A 14796-nucleotide genomic window follows, 5' to 3' on the forward strand; every position below is an offset into this window, starting at 1 on the left:
GGGTGTCAGCCGTGCACGTGCAGCGGCTTGCCGGCCAGGGCGAGGTGGGCCTCGCCCAGGGCTTCGGTCTGGGTGGGGTGGGCGTGGACCAGCGGAGCGACGTCCTCCGGCAGCGCCTCCCAGTTGTAGATCAGCTGCGCCTCGCCGATGAGTTCACCGACGCGGTCGCCGACCATGTGCAGGCCGACGACGGGGCCGTCGGTCGCGCGGATCAGCTTGACCGCGCCCTGGGTCTTGAGGATCTGGCTCTTGCCGTTGCCGGCCAGGTCGTAGGTGAAGGTCTCCACCGAGCCGTACTGCTCCTTGGCGGCGGTTTCGGTCAGGCCGACCGAGGCGACCTCGGGGTGGGAGTAGGTGACGCGGGGGATGCCGGCTTCGTCGATCGGCTGCGGGTTGAGGCCGGCGATCTCCTCGGCGATGAAGATCCCCTGCTGGAAGCCGCGGTGCGCCAGCTGCAAGCCGGGCACGATGTCGCCGACGGCGAACACGCCGGGGACGTTGGTGCGCAGCCGCTCGTCGGTGCGCACGAAGCCGCGCTCCATGGTGACGCCGACCTGCTCGAAGCCGTGTCCGGCGGTGTTCGGGCCGCGGCCGACGGCGACCAGCAGCAGGTCGGCGTCGTAGGTCTCGCCGTTTTCCAGGCTGACCGACACGCCGTCGTCGTTCTGGGTGGCGCCGGTGAACTTCACGCCGGTCTTGAACTTGATGCCGCGCTTGCGGAAGGCGCGCTCCAGGCGCTTGGAGGCGAACTCGTCCTCGTTGGGCACCAGGTGCGGCAGCGCTTCCACGACGGTGACCTCGGCACCGAAGGAGGCCCAGACGCTGGCGAACTCCACGCCGATCACGCCGCCGCCGAGCACGACGACCTTGTTCGGGATGAAGTCCAGGTTCAGCGCCTGCTCGCTGGCGATGACGCGCCCGCCGAGCTCCAGGCCGGGCAGCGTCTTGGAGTAGGAACCGGTGGCCAGAACGACGTTCTTGCCCGTGTAGCGGGTGCCGTCGACCTCGACGGTGTTGGCGTCGACGAGGGTGCCCGCACCCTCGACCATCGTCACCTTGTGGGCCTTGGCCAGGCCCTGCAGGCCCTTGTACAGGCCCGAGACGATGTCGTCCTTGTACTTGTTGACACCGTCGATGTCGATGCCTTCGAGGGCGGCGCGCACCCCGAACTGGTCGGCGTCTCGGGTGGAATCGGCGACCTCGGCCGCGTGCAGCAGGGCCTTGGTCGGGATGCAACCTCGGTGAAGGCAGGTCCCACCGAGCTTGTCCTTTTCAATGAGGACGACGGACAGGCCGAGCTCGGCCGCGCGGAAAGCGCAGGCGTAGCCGCCCGAACCGCCGCCGAGAATGACCAGATCGGCGGACGTGTCGGTCACTTCGCACTCCTCGACAGGGCGTCATTGACTTGCGGTTGGTCGCGTGACCTGGTGGTCATGCACACCACCAGCCATCTTGTCACCACCCGAGCGGCCGTTGCGCGGTGGGCTGGGTGATCTGTACTGCACTCACGACCCGGGCGCCGCGCATTCTCAGCTCGTTTTCACACTCCGCACATGTTCGCGGTGGCAAAATCGAATGCAACCGGCCTGAATCGGGATTGGGGAGGGGAGTTCGGTGGGCTTATTCGACCGGTTCCGCAACCGCCGTCCCGGCACCGGACGACGCGCCACGTCCGCGGACACCGACCACCTCCGGAACTGGGCGGCGCAGCGCCGCGGTGTCGAGGGCTACCTCGAACCGCAGACGTTGGTCACCGAGACGACGCTGCTGCTCATCGCGCACGACGGGGAATGGACGCGTCGACGGATCGAGTCGCCTTCGGCGGCAGGGCGCTTCACCAGGCGGCTCGGCATCCCGCTCTACGAAGTCGCCAAGGTCGGATATCCGCAGCGGATGCGTGATCACCAGGCCCGGCAGCGCATTCTCCGCAGGCGCGCGCAGCGCGCCGCCGACGAACGGCCGTGAACGCGCGAGTCGCACTTCTCGCCGATTCGCTGCGTGCACGGCCGCGCTGATGGCTGAATCGATTCGTCGGTGGATCAGTTCGCGACGCGCGTCGTCGGCGTGCACCGCACCGGGAACGTCACGGACTTGGCGATGTAGCAGAGCTCGTGGGCGCGCTCGTGGAGCGCCTCGGCGACGTCGACGGTCGCCAGGTCGCAGACGGTGACCTCCGGTGCCAGCTCGATCGCCTCGAACTGGCCGGTGCCGTCGGAGTTCTCGGCCAGGATGCCGCGCGCGTGGTCGTGGTAGCCGGTGACCACGACACCGGAGTCGGCGGCGAGGTGCAGGAACCAGAGCATGTGGCACTGCGACAGCGATGCGACCAGGAGTTCTTCCGGGTTGTAGCGGTCAGCGTCCCCCAGGAACACCGGGTCGGCGGAAGCGTCGATGGAGTCCTTGCCGACGGCTCGCACCTCGTGGGTGCGCTCGTAGCTGTGGTAGGAGCTGGTGCCCTCGCCGGTGTTGCCGGTCCACACCACGTCGACCTGATAGCCGTGCCTGGTCGCGTTCAGCGTGGCCGGTTGCGATTCGGTCATAAACCCATCGTGACATCGGCACACCCCGCAGTGGTGACCTTTTCGTGACTCGGATCACAAAGACGGAGTCCGGGTCACCCCGGGTTGAACTTCTGGTTCCGCATCGTGGGCGATTCGCCGGTTCCGCCCGGAGCCGACCGGGGCTCCGAGCGGACCGGCGACGCGCGGGCTCAGCCGTTCTCGGCGATGTCGGCGAGCACCGCCGCGAGGGTCCGGACCGGGACACCGGTGCCGCCCTTGGGCGTGTAGCCCCACGGCGAGTTGGTGTTGTAGGCCGGGCCCGCGATGTCGATGTGCGCCCACTGCACGCCCTCGGCCACGAACTCCCGGAGGAAGATGCCCGCCGCGAGCATGCCGCCCCAGCGGTGGTTGGTGACGTTGGCCAGGTCGGCGAGCTTGGAGTCCAGGTCCGCGCGCAGCTCGTCCGGCAGCGGCATCGGCCAGCCGCCCTCGCCCACGGCCTGCGACAGCCTGGCGACCCGGTCGCGGAAGCCGTCCTCACCCATCACGCCAGGGGTGCGGTTGCCCAGCGCGACGACCTGCGCGCCGGTCAGCGTGGAGGTCTCGATCAGGTAGTCGGGCTCGTCCTCGCAGGCGCGGACCATCGCGTCGACAAGGATCAGCCGGCCCTCGGCGTCGGTGTTGAGCACCTCGACGGTCTTGCCGCCGTACATCTTCAGCACGTCACCGGGGCGGTAGGCGGTGCCCGACGGCATGTTCTCGGCCATCGGCACGTTCGCGGTGATCTCCAGCGGGTAGTTCAGCTTCGCCGCCAGCACCATCGTCGCGATCACCGAAGCGGCCCCGGACATGTCCGAGGTCATGTTCTCCATGCCGCCGCCCGGCTTCAGCGAGATGCCGCCGGTGTCGAAGGTGACGCCCTTGCCGACCAGCGCGACCTTCTTCGCCGCCTTCGGGCCCTTGTGCCGGAGGCGCACCAGGCGCGGCGGGCGCGACGAGCCCGCGCCGACGCCGAGGATGCCGCCGAAGCCCTGCTTGCGCAGCGCCGCCTCGTCGAGCACCTCGACCTCCAGGCCGGCGGCCTTGGTCAGCTCGGTGGCGCGCTCGGCGAAGGAGGCCGGGAACAGGTCGTTCGGCGGGGTGTTGATCAGGTCGCGGGCGGTGTTGACCGCCTCGCCGATCGCGGAGCCGCCCTTGAGCGCGTGGGTGGCGGTGTCGGCCTTGGCGTCGGCGACAACGAAGTCCACCGCGGCCACCGGGCCGTCACCGTTGCTCGACTTGTACTCGGTGAAGCCGTAGGCGCCCATGACCGTGCCCTGCACCGCGGCGGGCAGGTCGGCGGCGGGCAGCGTGGTCGCGGCGTGCTCCACACCGGACAGCGCGCGGGCGGCGGCACCGGAGGCGCGGCGGACGGCCTCGGCGCTCGGGCCGTCCTCGCCGGTCTTGCCCAGACCGACGGCCAGCAGCACGGTCGCGGCCAAGCCGTGGGCGGGCAGCTTGACGACCTCATCGGCCTTCCCGCTCGCGCCCAGCGACGTCAGCACCTTGACCAGGTCGCCGTCGAAGGCGGTGGCGACCGGCTCGGCACCCGGTGCGAGCTGCAGGCCGTCGGCGCCGGCGACGGTGCCGATGACGAGCGCGTCCACGCTCAGCTTGGCCACCGCGGTGTCGGTGAGGGCGAGTTTCGGGGTCGTCACGTGGTCATCCTCCGGATCGGTGCCTTGGTTCTCCCAGAGCCTTCCCGCACTCTAGAACGCCGGGGCCACCGGTGATCGGCGTGTTCACCGTGGGCGTGGCGGGAGAGCAGTGGTCACATCCGTCATACGCTCACCGGCGGTCTCCCGCCATGACTCAGCCGACAGGAGGCTGAAGTGCCCGCACTCGTCTGCAAGGGTGGTTCGGTGACCCAACAGGTGGAAGCGGACAGCAGGTCGAGGACCGGCCGCGACGCGTTACCGCTCGCGCTCAGCGGCATGGTCGGCATCGGTGTGCTGCTCGGGCCCGCGCCCGCAGCGGCGGCGGCCGGACCGTGGGCGCCGCTGGGACTGCTGGTCGCGCTGCTGGCGGCGGTGTGCGCGGCCTCGGCCGTCGCCTACCAGTCCCGAGCCCGCAGCGGGCCCGGCGCGACCTACGCGTGCGTGCGCGAGCGGATGGGCCTGCTGCCCGCCCGCATCGGCGCCTCGGCCCACCTGGCCGCGCAGGTCGCCGCGATCGCCGCCATCGCCCGCGTGATCGGCGAGTTCTTCCTGCCTTCGGCCAGCGCGCTGGTGGCCGGGGCGGTGATCCTGCTCGTGGTGCTCTCGGCGACCACGGGGCTGCGCATCCGCGGTGCCGCGGCCTGGTCGTGGGTGGCGCTGAGCCTGGCGGTGATCGTGCTGGTGGTGGCGATCTGCTTCGCCATCGACCCGGTCGGAGGCGTTCCCGGTCACGTCGATCCCGGCGCTTCCAACGACAGCGCCGTGGGCATCATCGGTGCAGGTGGGGTGCTGTTCTTCGCCTTCGCCGGTTTCGAACGACTCGCCGCGCCCGCCGAGGACGGCGACCGCGCGCCCTGGGCGGCGACCCGCCGCGCGATCACGATCTCGCTGGTGGCGGTGACGGTGCTGCTGGCGGTGATGATCGCGGCCCTGACCTACCAGCTCGGATGGGAGCGGCTGGCGCTGTCGCCGATGCCGATCCGCGACGTGCTCACCGCCGCCGCTGCCGCCGACCTGGTGCCGCTGGTGTGCGTCGGGGCGGCCGTCGCGCTGCTGCCCGTGCTGCTGGGCGCGCTGGAATCGATGCGCTCGACGGGGCTGGCGATGGTGCGCGACGGTGAGCTGCCGCGAGTCCTGGGCCGCACCGGCCCGTCCGGAACGCCGTACCTGCTGGACCTGATCGCCGGGGTCGCTGCGGTGATCGTCTCCCAGCTGATCGACCCGACCGCGTTGATGTCCTTCGCGGCCTGCGCGCTGCTCCTGCACTACGCTCTTGCCAACGCAGGCGCCCGTTTGCTGCTCTCCGATGGGCCCACTTGGCCCATGCGAGGTGCATGCCTTGGGATGGGTTTGTCGGTCGTGCTGGCGATGAGCATGCCGGTTTCTGCGATGCTGACAACGCTCGGAGTGGTTGTTGTCGGTCCCTTGCTGGCGGGAATCGTTTCGCGCCGGTGGAAATGAGGCGGTCATGCCCAACTCGATTGTGGACGAGATGACCTGGAATTCTCAGCGCTACCAGTGGTCCTCGGGCGACGAGGTGCTCTACAGCTTCTGGCGCCTGGACGGCTCGCTCGGGAACGTGCACCCGGCTCGCGTCGTCTCCGACGACGGCGAGGAGCTGCTGTGCTGGGTGCTGCCGGACACCCCGGTCCGGACCACGACCTCCCCGGACGGGCGGCATCCGCGTGAATTGCCGCTCGCGGAGCGGTTCTCCGGACCGCGCGTGCCGGCCCTGTCGACCTGGCGCGGTACCTCGACGTTGCGCTTGGTCCACGAGAACCGGTGGTCGTCGGTCTGGTGGTTCTTCGAGCCGAGCGGCGAGTTCCGGAACTGGTACGTCAATCTCGAAATCCCGCGCGGCCGGGACGAATGCGGCGTGCGGCGGGTCGACGGCGTCCTGGACGTGGAGGTCATGGCGGACGGCAGTTGGTCCTGGAAGGACGAGGACGAGCTCGACGACGCGCTGGCCGCAGGCCGTTTCAGCCACGCCGAACTGGCGAAGCTGCGCGCCGAAGGCGAGGAGATGATCTCCCTGGCCAAGGACGGCGCGTTCCCCTTCGACGGCACCTACTGCGACGCCCGCCCGGACCCGTCCTGGCCCGTGCCGAAGCTCCCCGCGCACCTGCTGGCGTAGTCAACCGGCGAAGCCGGTTCCTCTTCGCCCCCCGCACCGCTCAGCAAGATGAGCGGGACCAGAAGAAGTCAGCTGATCGAGATGAACAGCAGAAGGGTGATCACCGCGACCAGGACGGTCGTTCCGACCACCGAGCCGGTGGTCACCTGCTGCGGGAACCACTGCTGGTGCTTGTTGCGCCACCAGAAGGCCCAGCCCGCGGCCCCGATCGCTGCGAGGACGATCCCGAAGATGCCGATCCAGGCGTAGCCGAGGGTGAGCAGCATGCCCGCGCCGAACGGCATCAGGGCGGCCAGCACACCTGCGCGGACGTCCTGCGGGACCGAGGTGGGCTGCGGCGCGGGGGTGTTCTGGGCCTGCGTCATGACCCCATCATATGTCGCGCGCGGCGGAGGGATCAGCAGAATCTCCGCGTCCGTTTGGCAACGGCCGGATACTTGGATGACCAACTGACGCCAAGCCGGTTTTCACTGCTCCAGCGCACGCGATACCGTACGCGCATGAACGGAGAACTGTCTTTCACCCGGACCCCCAACCCGCAACCGGCCTCAGCCGAGCGCCGCGCGGAGGTACTGGAGAATCCCGGGTTCGGCAAGTTCTTCACCGACCACATGGTGACGATCAAGTGGTCCGAGGACCAGGGCTGGCACGACGCCCGCCTGGAGGCTTACCACACGCTGGAGTTCGACCCGGCGACGTCGGTCCTGCACTACGCGCAGGCGATCTTCGAGGGGCTCAAGGCCTACCGCCAGCCCGATGGTTCGATCGCGGCGTTCCGCCCGGACGCCAACGCCCGCCGTTTCCGCAGCTCCGCGAACCGGATCGCGATGGCGGAGTTGCCCGAGGTGCTGTTCCTCGAATCGCTGCGCGAGCTGGTCGCGGTGGACCGCGACTGGGTGCCCAGCACTGGTGAGAGCTCGCTGTACCTGCGTCCCTTCATGGTCTCCACCGAGATCGGCCTGGGCGTCAACCACCCGTCGAAGACCTACCTGTACTCGCTGATCGCCTCGCCGGCCGGTTCCTACTTCGCCGGTGGCGTGAAGCCGGTGACGGTGTGGCTGAGCCACGAGTACGTGCGCGCCGCTCCCGGCGGCACCGGCGCGGCCAAGTTCGCCGGCAACTACGCGGCGTCGTTCCTGGCGCAGGCGCAGGCCGTGGAGCAGGGCTGCGACCAGGTGGTCTGGCTGGACGCCTGCGACCGGCACACGGTCGAGGAGATGGGCGGCATGAACCTGTTCTTCGTGTTCGGCTCCGGAGCCGACGCGAAGCTGGTGACCCCGGCGCTGAGCGGCAGCCTGCTGCCCGGCGTGACCCGGTCCTCGTTGCTGGAGCTGGGCAAGGAGCTCGGCATGCAGGTCGAGGAGCGCAAGATCACCGTCGAGGAGTGGGAGAAGGCGGCCACCACCGGCGAGCTCACCGAGGTCTTCGCCTGCGGCACCGCCGCGGTGATCACCCCGGTCGGCCACGTCAAGCACCGCGACGGCGAGTTCGGCATCGCCGACGGCCTGCCCGGTGAGGTCACCTTGAAGCTCCGCGAGCGCCTGACCGCGATCCAGTACGGCACGGTCGAGGACACCCACGGCTGGATGACCAAGCTCGGCTGAGCACCTGGTCCACCGACGCCCCTTGCGGTTGATCGCAGGGGGCGTCGTCGTGCCTAGAAGTCGAGGCGGGTGACCTTCTCCGGGTGCAGGACGATCCGGAACCAGGTCCCGGCGCGGAGTTCGGCGAGGTCGTGCGCGCGAGTCGGGTCGTTCAGGTCCCAGTAGCGGGCGGCGAGGCGTTCCACCAGCTCAGGCGCTCCGCCGGTCTCCACCGAGGTGCGGCCGGCGACGGACACCCAGCGTTCGCGCTCGGTCGCGGGTGCGGCGACCACGAGCGATGCCCTGGGATCCCGCCGCAGGCGCTCGACCTTGGGCGACGCGGGGTCGGTGAACATCTCGATCGTGCCCTCGGCGGTGGCCTCGAACCACACCGGCCGGGGTTGCGGCGGGGTCGGGCCCGCGGCCACCGACAGGAAGCCGTGCAGCGGGCGGCGGAGGAAGTCGAGGTCCCGGGCGTTCAGCGTGCTCATACCGACGATTCAACCCCCCGGTCCTGGACGGATCCATGGGTGAGAAGCCGGATCACCTGCGTCATCGTCTAACGTCGGTGGTGTGGACGCCTTCGGTGACCTGTTCCGCGGGCTGCGGGCCCAGGGCTCGTTGTTCGGCAGCTCGACGCTGACCCCGCCGTGGTCGCTGCACTTCGTGGACGGAGCACCGCTGACCCTGTGCACCGTCCTCGACGGACAGGGCTGGATCGTGCCGGAGCACGGCGAGCCCGAACCGCTGCGGGACCGCGACACCGTCGTTGTCCGCGGACCCGCGACGTTCACCTTCGTCGACGAGATCGGCACCTCGGCGGAACCGCTGGCGTGCGGCGAGTTCTGCGCGACTCCCGAGCTCGGCGGCACGCGGCACCGGCTCGGCTGGCACGACCCGGGCCAGGGGAGCGGAGCGACGTTGATCGTCGGCGCCTACCCGCTGCGCGGCGAGATCAGCCGCCGGCTGCTGGAAGCCCTCCCGGTCGTGCTGCGCGTGGAGTCGGGTGGCACGGGTGACCCGGTGCTCGACCACCTCGCCGCCGAGGTGGCGGTGGACGCGCCCGGCCAGCAGCTGGTGCTCGACCGGCTGCTGGACTGGATGCTCGTCTGCACGTTGCGCGAGTGGTTCGACCGGCCCGGCGGTGAACCTCCGGCCTGGTGGGAGGCCCAGCGGGACCCGGTCGCGGGGGAGGCGTTGCGGCTGCTGCACGCGGAACCGGCGACGTCGTGGACGGTGGCCGCGCTCGCCGGGCGCATCGGGGTGTCGCGCTCGACGTTGGCCAAGCGGTTCACCGATCTGGTCGGTGAACCGCCGCTGACCTACCTCACCCGCTGGCGCATGACCCTCGCCGCGGATCTCCTGGCCGAGCGCGGCTCGGCGACCATCGGCGAGATCGCTCGCACCGTCGGTTACGCCGATCCCTTCACCTTCAGCACCGCCTTCAAGCGCATCCGCGGCACCACGCCGAGCGCCCACCGGCGCGCGACCTGAAGCGGTCGGCCGGTTCTGCCCGGCCTAGAGCTGCCCGACGCCGAGCGTCGCACCGACCAGGACGACGGTCGTCGCGAGCTCCGAAGCCGCACCGAGGACGTCGCCGGTGATCCCGCCGAAGCGACGGCGGACGTGCTGGGTGAACAGCAGCAGCGCCCCAGCGGCGACGAGAACGGACACCGCCGCGGCCGGGCTGATCAGCGCGGCCGCCAGCGTCGCCGCGAGCCACCAGGCGATCACCAGCCACAGCGGCTGGCTCCCGGCGACCAGCGCGCCCATGCCCTCCGGGCGCGCCGACGGCAGTCCGCGCCGGCAGCACAGCACGAACGCCGCGCGCCCGGCGACGCAGGCCGGCACCAGCATCCACGGGGTCTGCGCGATCGCACCGATGCTGACGGCCTGCACGCCGATCACCAGGATCAGCGCGACCACCGCGAACGGCCCGGCGCCGCCGTCGCGCATCACCTGCAGCGCGCGTTCCGGAGGGCCGTAGCAGCCGAGGCCGTCGACGGTGTCGGCCAGCCCGTCCACGTGCATGCCCCGGGTGACCAGCACCAGCAGCGCTACCACGAGCAGCCCCGCGAGCAGCGGGGGCGCGCCGAGCGAATTCAGCCCCCACAGCACCAGCGCCCCGGCGCCGCCGACGAGCGCCCCCACCAGCGGCGCGAAGGAGATCGCCTGCCGGCACGAGCGGTCGTCGACCTGCCTCGCTGGCACCGGCAGCACCGTCAGCCAGGACACCGCCAGTCGCAGACCGTCGGTCACGCCTCGGCCTCTCCGGCGACGCCGGCTTCGTCGAACGTGGCCATCTCGCCGAGCACCTTCACCGCGGCGGTCAACACCGGCAGCGCCGTGAGCGCGCCGGAACCTTCGCCGAGCCGCAGCCGCATGTCCAGCACCGGCTCCAGGTCGAGGTGCTGGAGCACCAGCGGGCCGCCCGGTTCGGCGGACCGGTGCCCGGCCAGCCACCACTGCCGCGCCCCGGGCGCGAGCTCTTCGGCGACCAGCGCCGCCGCCCCGACGACGACTCCGTCGAGCATCACCGGGGTCTTGCGCACGGCGGCCTGCGCGAGGAAGCCCGCGAGAGCGGCGATGTCGGCGCCGGTGGAGGTGCGCAGCAGCGCAATCGGGTCGTTGTGGACCTTGCGGGCCCGGCGCAGCGCGTCGCGGATCGCCGCGGTCTTGCGCATCCACGCGCTGTCGTCGATGCCGGTGCCGCGGCCCACGACGGCGACCGGTTCGGTGCCGGTGAGCAGCGAGATCAGCACGGCCGCGGGAGTGGTGTTGCCGATGCCCATGTCCCCGGCGATGAGCAGGTCGGCCCCGGAGTCGACCTCCTCGTCGGCGATCCTCCGCCCGGCCTGGACGGCGGCCCGGACCTCCTCGTCGGTCAGCGCGTCCTCTCGGTCGATCGCCCCGGAGCCGCGGCGCACCTTGTGCGCGCTGACCACCGGCGGGGTGTCGACGGTGACCGACATGTCCACCACGCGCACGGTCGCCCCGGCGTGCGAGGCCAGCACGTTGACCGCCGCGCCACCGGAGAGGAAGTTGCTGACCATCTGGCCGGTCACCTCGGGCGGGTAGGCCGACACGCCGTGCTGGGCGATGCCGTGGTCACCTGCGAAGACGACCACCCGGGCGCGCGCGGGCGGGTGCGGCGGGCACACGCCCTGCCGCGCGGCGAACCACACGCCGAGCTCTTCCAGCCGTCCCAGCGACCCGGCCGGCTTGGTCAACTGCGCCTGCCGCGCCACGGCTTCCCGGGATGCCTGCTCGTCGGGTGCGGGAACGGGCGGGAACTCGATCGTGCCGGGGTCGTTCTGTTCGGTGGGCAAGCGAAAACCTCCGTGTTGAAAAACCGCAGCTCAGCAAGGCCCTGAGCGGTCATCGGATCCGCAGCGGACATCCGGCGACCAGCAGCAGCACCTCGTCGCACACCGCCGCCAACCGGGCGTTGAGCGAGCCGAGCTCGTCCCGGAACAGCCTTCCAGACCGCGTCCCGGGCACGACGCCGAGGCCGACCTCCGCCGACACCAGCACGACGCGCGCGGAGCTCGTCGACACGGCCTCGACCAGCGCGTCGCAGTGCGTGGCGACGACCTCCAGCGCGGCCGGGTCGCGCTCCCAGGCCCCGGCGTCGTCGAGCACTCCGGTCAGCCAGGTGGCCAGATCATCCACCAGCACGGGGTCGCCTCCGGCGGCCTCGGCGAGAACCCGCCGCAGCGAATCGGAGTCCGGCGCCTCCACGGTCCGCCAGCAGTCGGGCCGCCGCGCCACGTGCGCGGCGATCCGCTCGTTCCACTCGGCGTCCGAAGGATCCCGCCGCGCAGTGGCCACGTAGGTCACCGCAGCGTCCTCGGGCACCAACCCCTCGGCGTGCGCCGACTTCCCGGACCGAGCCCCACCCAGCACCAACGTCCGCACGAAAACCTCCCGCTCAACAACCGCCGAGACCGTACCCGGAGGAGGACCTGCGCCGACCGGCCAGTGGTGCCCGCGCTGAGCGGAGGCGGTTGTGGTCCGAGTTGACCGGGCGTATCGGACATCGATCATGGACGGTTCGGACCACAGCCGCCCCTGGGGGGAGGAGGCGCTGCTAGTGCTTCGCGGTGTAGCTGACGGGGGCCGGGAGCTTGGCGTTTTCTCGGATTCGGGTGGCGTGGCGGTCGATGGAGGTGAGGGCTGCGGCCACGTCGGCTGCGGTGACCTCGAAGGGCATCGAGTGGATCGTTTCGCCTTCGGCGGTTGCCGCGGTGGCCACGGCGCGCACCGACTCGGTGTCGTCGGGCTTGATGCCGACCTCGGTGAGGGTGGTTGGCAGGCCGACGGTCGTGGTGAACTCGATGAACTCGCGCAGGTCGGCCGGGGTGGCGCCCTCCAGGACGAGCTGGGCGACCGAGCCGAGGTTGACCTTCTGGCCGTGCGCGAGGCCGTGGGTGGCCGCGACCGAGGTCAGGCCGTTGTGGATCGCGTGCGCCGCGGCGAGCCCGCCCGACTCGAAGCCCAGGCCGGAGAGCAGCGTGTTCGCCTCGATCACCTTCTCGACCGCCGGGGTCACCTGGTTGTCGCGCACCGCGTCAATGGCCGGCAGCGCGTTCTCCCAGAGGACGTCCCAGCTGAGCTTCGCCAGCGCGGTGCCGGTGACGGTGGGCAGGCCGCCGGCCATCGTCCTGGAGCTCGACTGGGCTGTGGCGCGGGCCTCCAGCCAGGTGGCGAGCGCGTCGCCGACACCGGCGATCAGGAACTCCGCGGGAGCGTTGGCGACCACCTGCGAATCGACCAGGACCAGGTCGGGGTTGCGGGGGAAGAACCGGTACGCCTCGAACTCGCCGTCCTCGGTGTAGATGACCGACAGCGCGCTGCACGGCGCATCGGTCGACGCCACCGTGGGCGCGTTCGCCCAGCGGATCCCGGCGAGGTGCCCGGCAGCCTTGACGGCGTCGATGGTGCTACCGCCGCCGATCGCGACCGCGACGTCGGCGCCGGACGAGGTGATCTCGCCGACGAGCCGGTCCACCTCCTTCGCGCTCGGCACCCCGCCGAAGTCCCGGCGGTCGACGGGGAGCCCGGCCTCGGCCAGCGACGCCTCCACGTCGTGACCGACGAATCCCCACACCGCCCCGTCGGCGACCAGGAGCGGTTTCGAACCGAGCTGGGCGAGGTACCGACCGAGCTGGTGGATGGCGCCCCTGCCTTGGACGTAGCGGCCGGGACTGATCATCGTGCGAATCGGCTGGACCATGGTCCGCTCCCTCGGGGCTTGCTGCGGCGATTGGTCGGCCGAGCGTAAGAACCCCGGTACCGCGGGTGCCAGGTGAGCGTGTCTCAACTTGAGACAGACGCGGACGCGCCCCGCTCAGTGGTGAGCAGGGCGCGTCGCGCAATGCGGATCAGCCGATCTTGGCGATGTCCTTGGGGGTGTAGCGGGGGCGTGGGACGCGGAGCTTGCGGATCTGCATGGCTCGGGTGAAGGCGTACCAGCCCAGCGAGAACGGCCGGTCCTTGTGGTCCGGGAACTTGGCGCGGACCCGCTTGTTGACGTAGCGGCCCAGCAGCGAGCCCTCGACGACCATCATGATCAGCAGGGCCAGGCAGAACAGCGTCGCGTACTGCTGGATGACCATGTTCTGCGCCAGCGTGGTGGCGAAGACGATCAGCACCAGCGGCATGAACAGGCCCATCAGGTGCCTGCGGGTGTCGACCAGGTCGCGGACGTGGGCGCGGACCGGGCCCTTGTCGCGCGGCATCAGGTAGCGGTCGTCGCCCTGCATCATGCGCTCGCGGCGCTCGGTGGCGGCCTTGCGGCGCTCGTCCTTGTTGCCCCGGGCGCGCTTGGCCGCCTCGCGCTGCGTCATCGGCGGCGGCGGGACCGGGCCGCGCCGCCTGCCCTCGGAATCGCGCCGCGAGGGCGTCGGCTTCCCCTTCTTGGGGGTGTGATTCTGCGCGCGCTCCTCCGCGGACTGCTCTGCGTCGTTCTCGGAGTCCGTGCTTGCGATCTGCTCAGCGCTGCTGCGGCGAAGGAACCTCACCCCTCCAGGTTATTCGACGCGTCGAGCGGGCTTGCAGGAGACCGTCCGGTTCGTCCCGCGCCTACCACGTCACACCTGATCCGGCCGCGGTTATGCCACCATGTAGGGAGGAGACAACAACGTCCCCGGGTTCGCCCGCGGGAATACCCCGGATCCGGACGTGGTTGAACGTCACGCCGGAATCGGAGAGCGAGACCACGAGGGAGTGTCCATGACCGCCCCGAACACTGTTACCGAGACCGAGGCGCCTGCCCACGGTGTCAAGCTGACCGACTCTGCTGCCCAGAAGGCCAAGGCCCTGCTGGACCAGGAGGGCCGCGACGACATGCACCTGCGCATCGCCGTCCAGCCGGGTGGCTGCGCCGGTCTGCGCTATCAGCTCTTCTTCGACGAGCGCAGCCTCGACGGCGACGCGCGCCGCGACTTCGAGGGCCTCGGCGTGGTCGTCGACCGGATGAGCGCCCCGTACCTGGAGGGCGCGGTCATCGACTTCGTCGACTCCATCGAGAAGCAGGGCTTCACGATCGACAACCCCAACGCCGGCGGATCGTGCGCCTGCGGCGACTCGTTCCACTGACGACGAGCAACCCGTTCTGGCAGGAGGCCGGCACCCGCTCGGGTGCCGGCCTCGTTGCTGTTCAGGCCGTGCTGACGACGCGGACGATCTCGTCGTCGAGCACGATCTCGTCGCCGTCGACGAGCTGGCGGCCGCGGCGGGTCTCCACCGCGCCGTTGACCATGACCAGGCCCTCTTCCAGCACGTCCTTGGCTTCGGCGCCGTGCTCGACCAGCCCGGACAGCTTCAGCAGCTGACCCAGCCGGATCATGTCGTCGGAGATCTCCACTTCGCGCATTGCC

17 protein-coding genes are annotated in these 14796 nt (G+C 70.7%); 6 read left to right on the forward strand and 11 right to left on the reverse strand.

All coding sequences use genetic code 11. From position 1 onward, the window contains the following. Positions 1-5: 5 nt before the first annotated feature. Complete coding sequence (lpdA, locus tag AB0J78_RS18535; protein WP_363790521.1) at positions 6-1376, reverse strand: dihydrolipoyl dehydrogenase; 1371 nt, start codon at positions 1374-1376, stop codon at positions 6-8. Between the two features lie 238 nt (positions 1377-1614). Between lpdA and AB0J78_RS18540 the strand changes: the two genes are divergently transcribed. Further along, positions 1615-1965, forward strand: coding sequence for an oxidoreductase (locus AB0J78_RS18540; RefSeq protein ID WP_363790523.1), 351 nt, complete (start codon positions 1615-1617; stop codon positions 1963-1965). A 74-nt stretch (positions 1966-2039) separates the two neighbouring features. On the opposite strand, the gene AB0J78_RS18545 is transcribed toward AB0J78_RS18540, so the two are convergent. Next, a complete protein-coding gene (locus AB0J78_RS18545; protein ID WP_363790525.1) occupies positions 2040-2540 on the reverse strand; it encodes an OsmC family protein in 501 nt (166 codons plus the stop codon). A gap of 170 nt (positions 2541-2710) precedes the next feature. After that, entirely contained in the window at positions 2711-4198 is a 1488-nt protein-coding gene (locus tag AB0J78_RS18550) for a leucyl aminopeptidase (protein WP_363790528.1), read from the reverse strand. Between the two features lie 204 nt (positions 4199-4402). On the opposite strand from AB0J78_RS18550, the gene AB0J78_RS18555 reads away from it, so the two are divergent. Continuing rightward, complete coding sequence (locus AB0J78_RS18555; RefSeq protein WP_363790530.1) at positions 4403-5659, forward strand: amino acid permease; 1257 nt, start codon at positions 4403-4405, stop codon at positions 5657-5659. Positions 5660-5666: 7 nt separating this feature from the next. Next, a complete protein-coding gene (locus AB0J78_RS18560) occupies positions 5667-6332 on the forward strand; it encodes a DUF402 domain-containing protein (RefSeq protein WP_363790532.1) in 666 nt (221 codons plus the stop codon). 68 nt (positions 6333-6400) lie between these two features. Here the strand turns inward: AB0J78_RS18560 and AB0J78_RS18565 are convergent, their stop codons facing one another. Then, the gene (locus AB0J78_RS18565; protein ID WP_363790534.1) at positions 6401-6697 is read right to left on the reverse strand and encodes a hypothetical protein; all 297 of its coding nucleotides are present in this window, start codon (positions 6695-6697) and stop codon (positions 6401-6403) included. 135 nt (positions 6698-6832) lie between these two features. Here AB0J78_RS18565 and AB0J78_RS18570 point away from each other — a divergent pair, with 135 nt between their 5' ends. Beyond that, positions 6833-7936, forward strand: coding sequence for a branched-chain amino acid aminotransferase (locus tag AB0J78_RS18570; protein WP_363790536.1), 1104 nt, complete (start codon positions 6833-6835; stop codon positions 7934-7936). 53 nt (positions 7937-7989) lie between these two features. Here AB0J78_RS18570 and AB0J78_RS18575 read toward each other — a convergent pair whose 3' ends face one another. Continuing rightward, positions 7990-8406: a pyridoxamine 5'-phosphate oxidase family protein gene (locus AB0J78_RS18575; protein ID WP_363790539.1), complete on the reverse strand. Its 417-nt coding sequence runs from the start codon at positions 8404-8406 to the stop codon at positions 7990-7992. An 82-nt stretch (positions 8407-8488) separates the two neighbouring features. Here AB0J78_RS18575 and AB0J78_RS18580 point away from each other — a divergent pair, with 82 nt between their 5' ends. Further along, a complete protein-coding gene (locus AB0J78_RS18580; protein ID WP_363790541.1) occupies positions 8489-9409 on the forward strand; it encodes an AraC family transcriptional regulator in 921 nt (306 codons plus the stop codon). Between the two features lie 24 nt (positions 9410-9433). Here AB0J78_RS18580 and cobS read toward each other — a convergent pair whose 3' ends face one another. The 5 genes from cobS to AB0J78_RS18605 all read right to left on the reverse strand — a co-directional run bounded on the left by cobS (position 9434) and on the right by AB0J78_RS18605 (position 13938). Then, positions 9434-10174 carry an adenosylcobinamide-GDP ribazoletransferase gene (gene cobS / locus AB0J78_RS18585; protein WP_363790543.1) on the reverse strand — a complete coding sequence of 247 codons (741 nt, stop codon included), beginning with the start codon at positions 10172-10174 and terminating at the stop codon, positions 9434-9436. Then, positions 10171-11244 (reverse strand): nicotinate-nucleotide--dimethylbenzimidazole phosphoribosyltransferase, encoded by a 1074-nt coding sequence (gene cobT / locus AB0J78_RS18590; RefSeq protein WP_363790545.1) that lies wholly within the window; start codon positions 11242-11244, stop codon positions 10171-10173. Before cobT ends, cobS begins: the two co-directional genes overlap by 4 nt. Positions 11245-11293: 49 nt before the next feature. Further along, a complete protein-coding gene (gene cobU, locus AB0J78_RS18595; protein ID WP_363790547.1) occupies positions 11294-11833 on the reverse strand; it encodes a bifunctional adenosylcobinamide kinase/adenosylcobinamide-phosphate guanylyltransferase in 540 nt (179 codons plus the stop codon). A 172-nt stretch (positions 11834-12005) separates the two neighbouring features. Next, positions 12006-13151, reverse strand: a complete 1146-nt coding sequence (locus AB0J78_RS18600) for a glycerol dehydrogenase (RefSeq protein ID WP_363790549.1) — start codon at positions 13149-13151, stop codon at positions 12006-12008. Between the two features lie 148 nt (positions 13152-13299). Next, a complete protein-coding gene (locus AB0J78_RS18605; protein ID WP_363790551.1) occupies positions 13300-13938 on the reverse strand; it encodes a DUF3043 domain-containing protein in 639 nt (212 codons plus the stop codon). Positions 13939-14149: 211 nt separating this feature from the next. On the opposite strand from AB0J78_RS18605, the gene AB0J78_RS18610 reads away from it, so the two are divergent. Continuing rightward, positions 14150-14515, forward strand: coding sequence for an iron-sulfur cluster assembly accessory protein (locus AB0J78_RS18610; RefSeq protein WP_363790553.1), 366 nt, complete (start codon positions 14150-14152; stop codon positions 14513-14515). A 61-nt stretch (positions 14516-14576) separates the two neighbouring features. Here AB0J78_RS18610 and AB0J78_RS18615 read toward each other — a convergent pair whose 3' ends face one another. Beyond that, positions 14577-14792, reverse strand: a complete 216-nt coding sequence (locus tag AB0J78_RS18615; RefSeq protein ID WP_132672535.1) for an RNA-binding S4 domain-containing protein — start codon at positions 14790-14792, stop codon at positions 14577-14579. Positions 14793-14796 lie beyond the last annotated feature (4 nt).

Origin of the sequence: Saccharopolyspora sp. NPDC049426 (genome assembly GCF_040676935.1) — a bacterium.
Classification (GTDB): domain Bacteria; phylum Actinomycetota; class Actinomycetes; order Mycobacteriales; family Pseudonocardiaceae; genus Saccharopolyspora.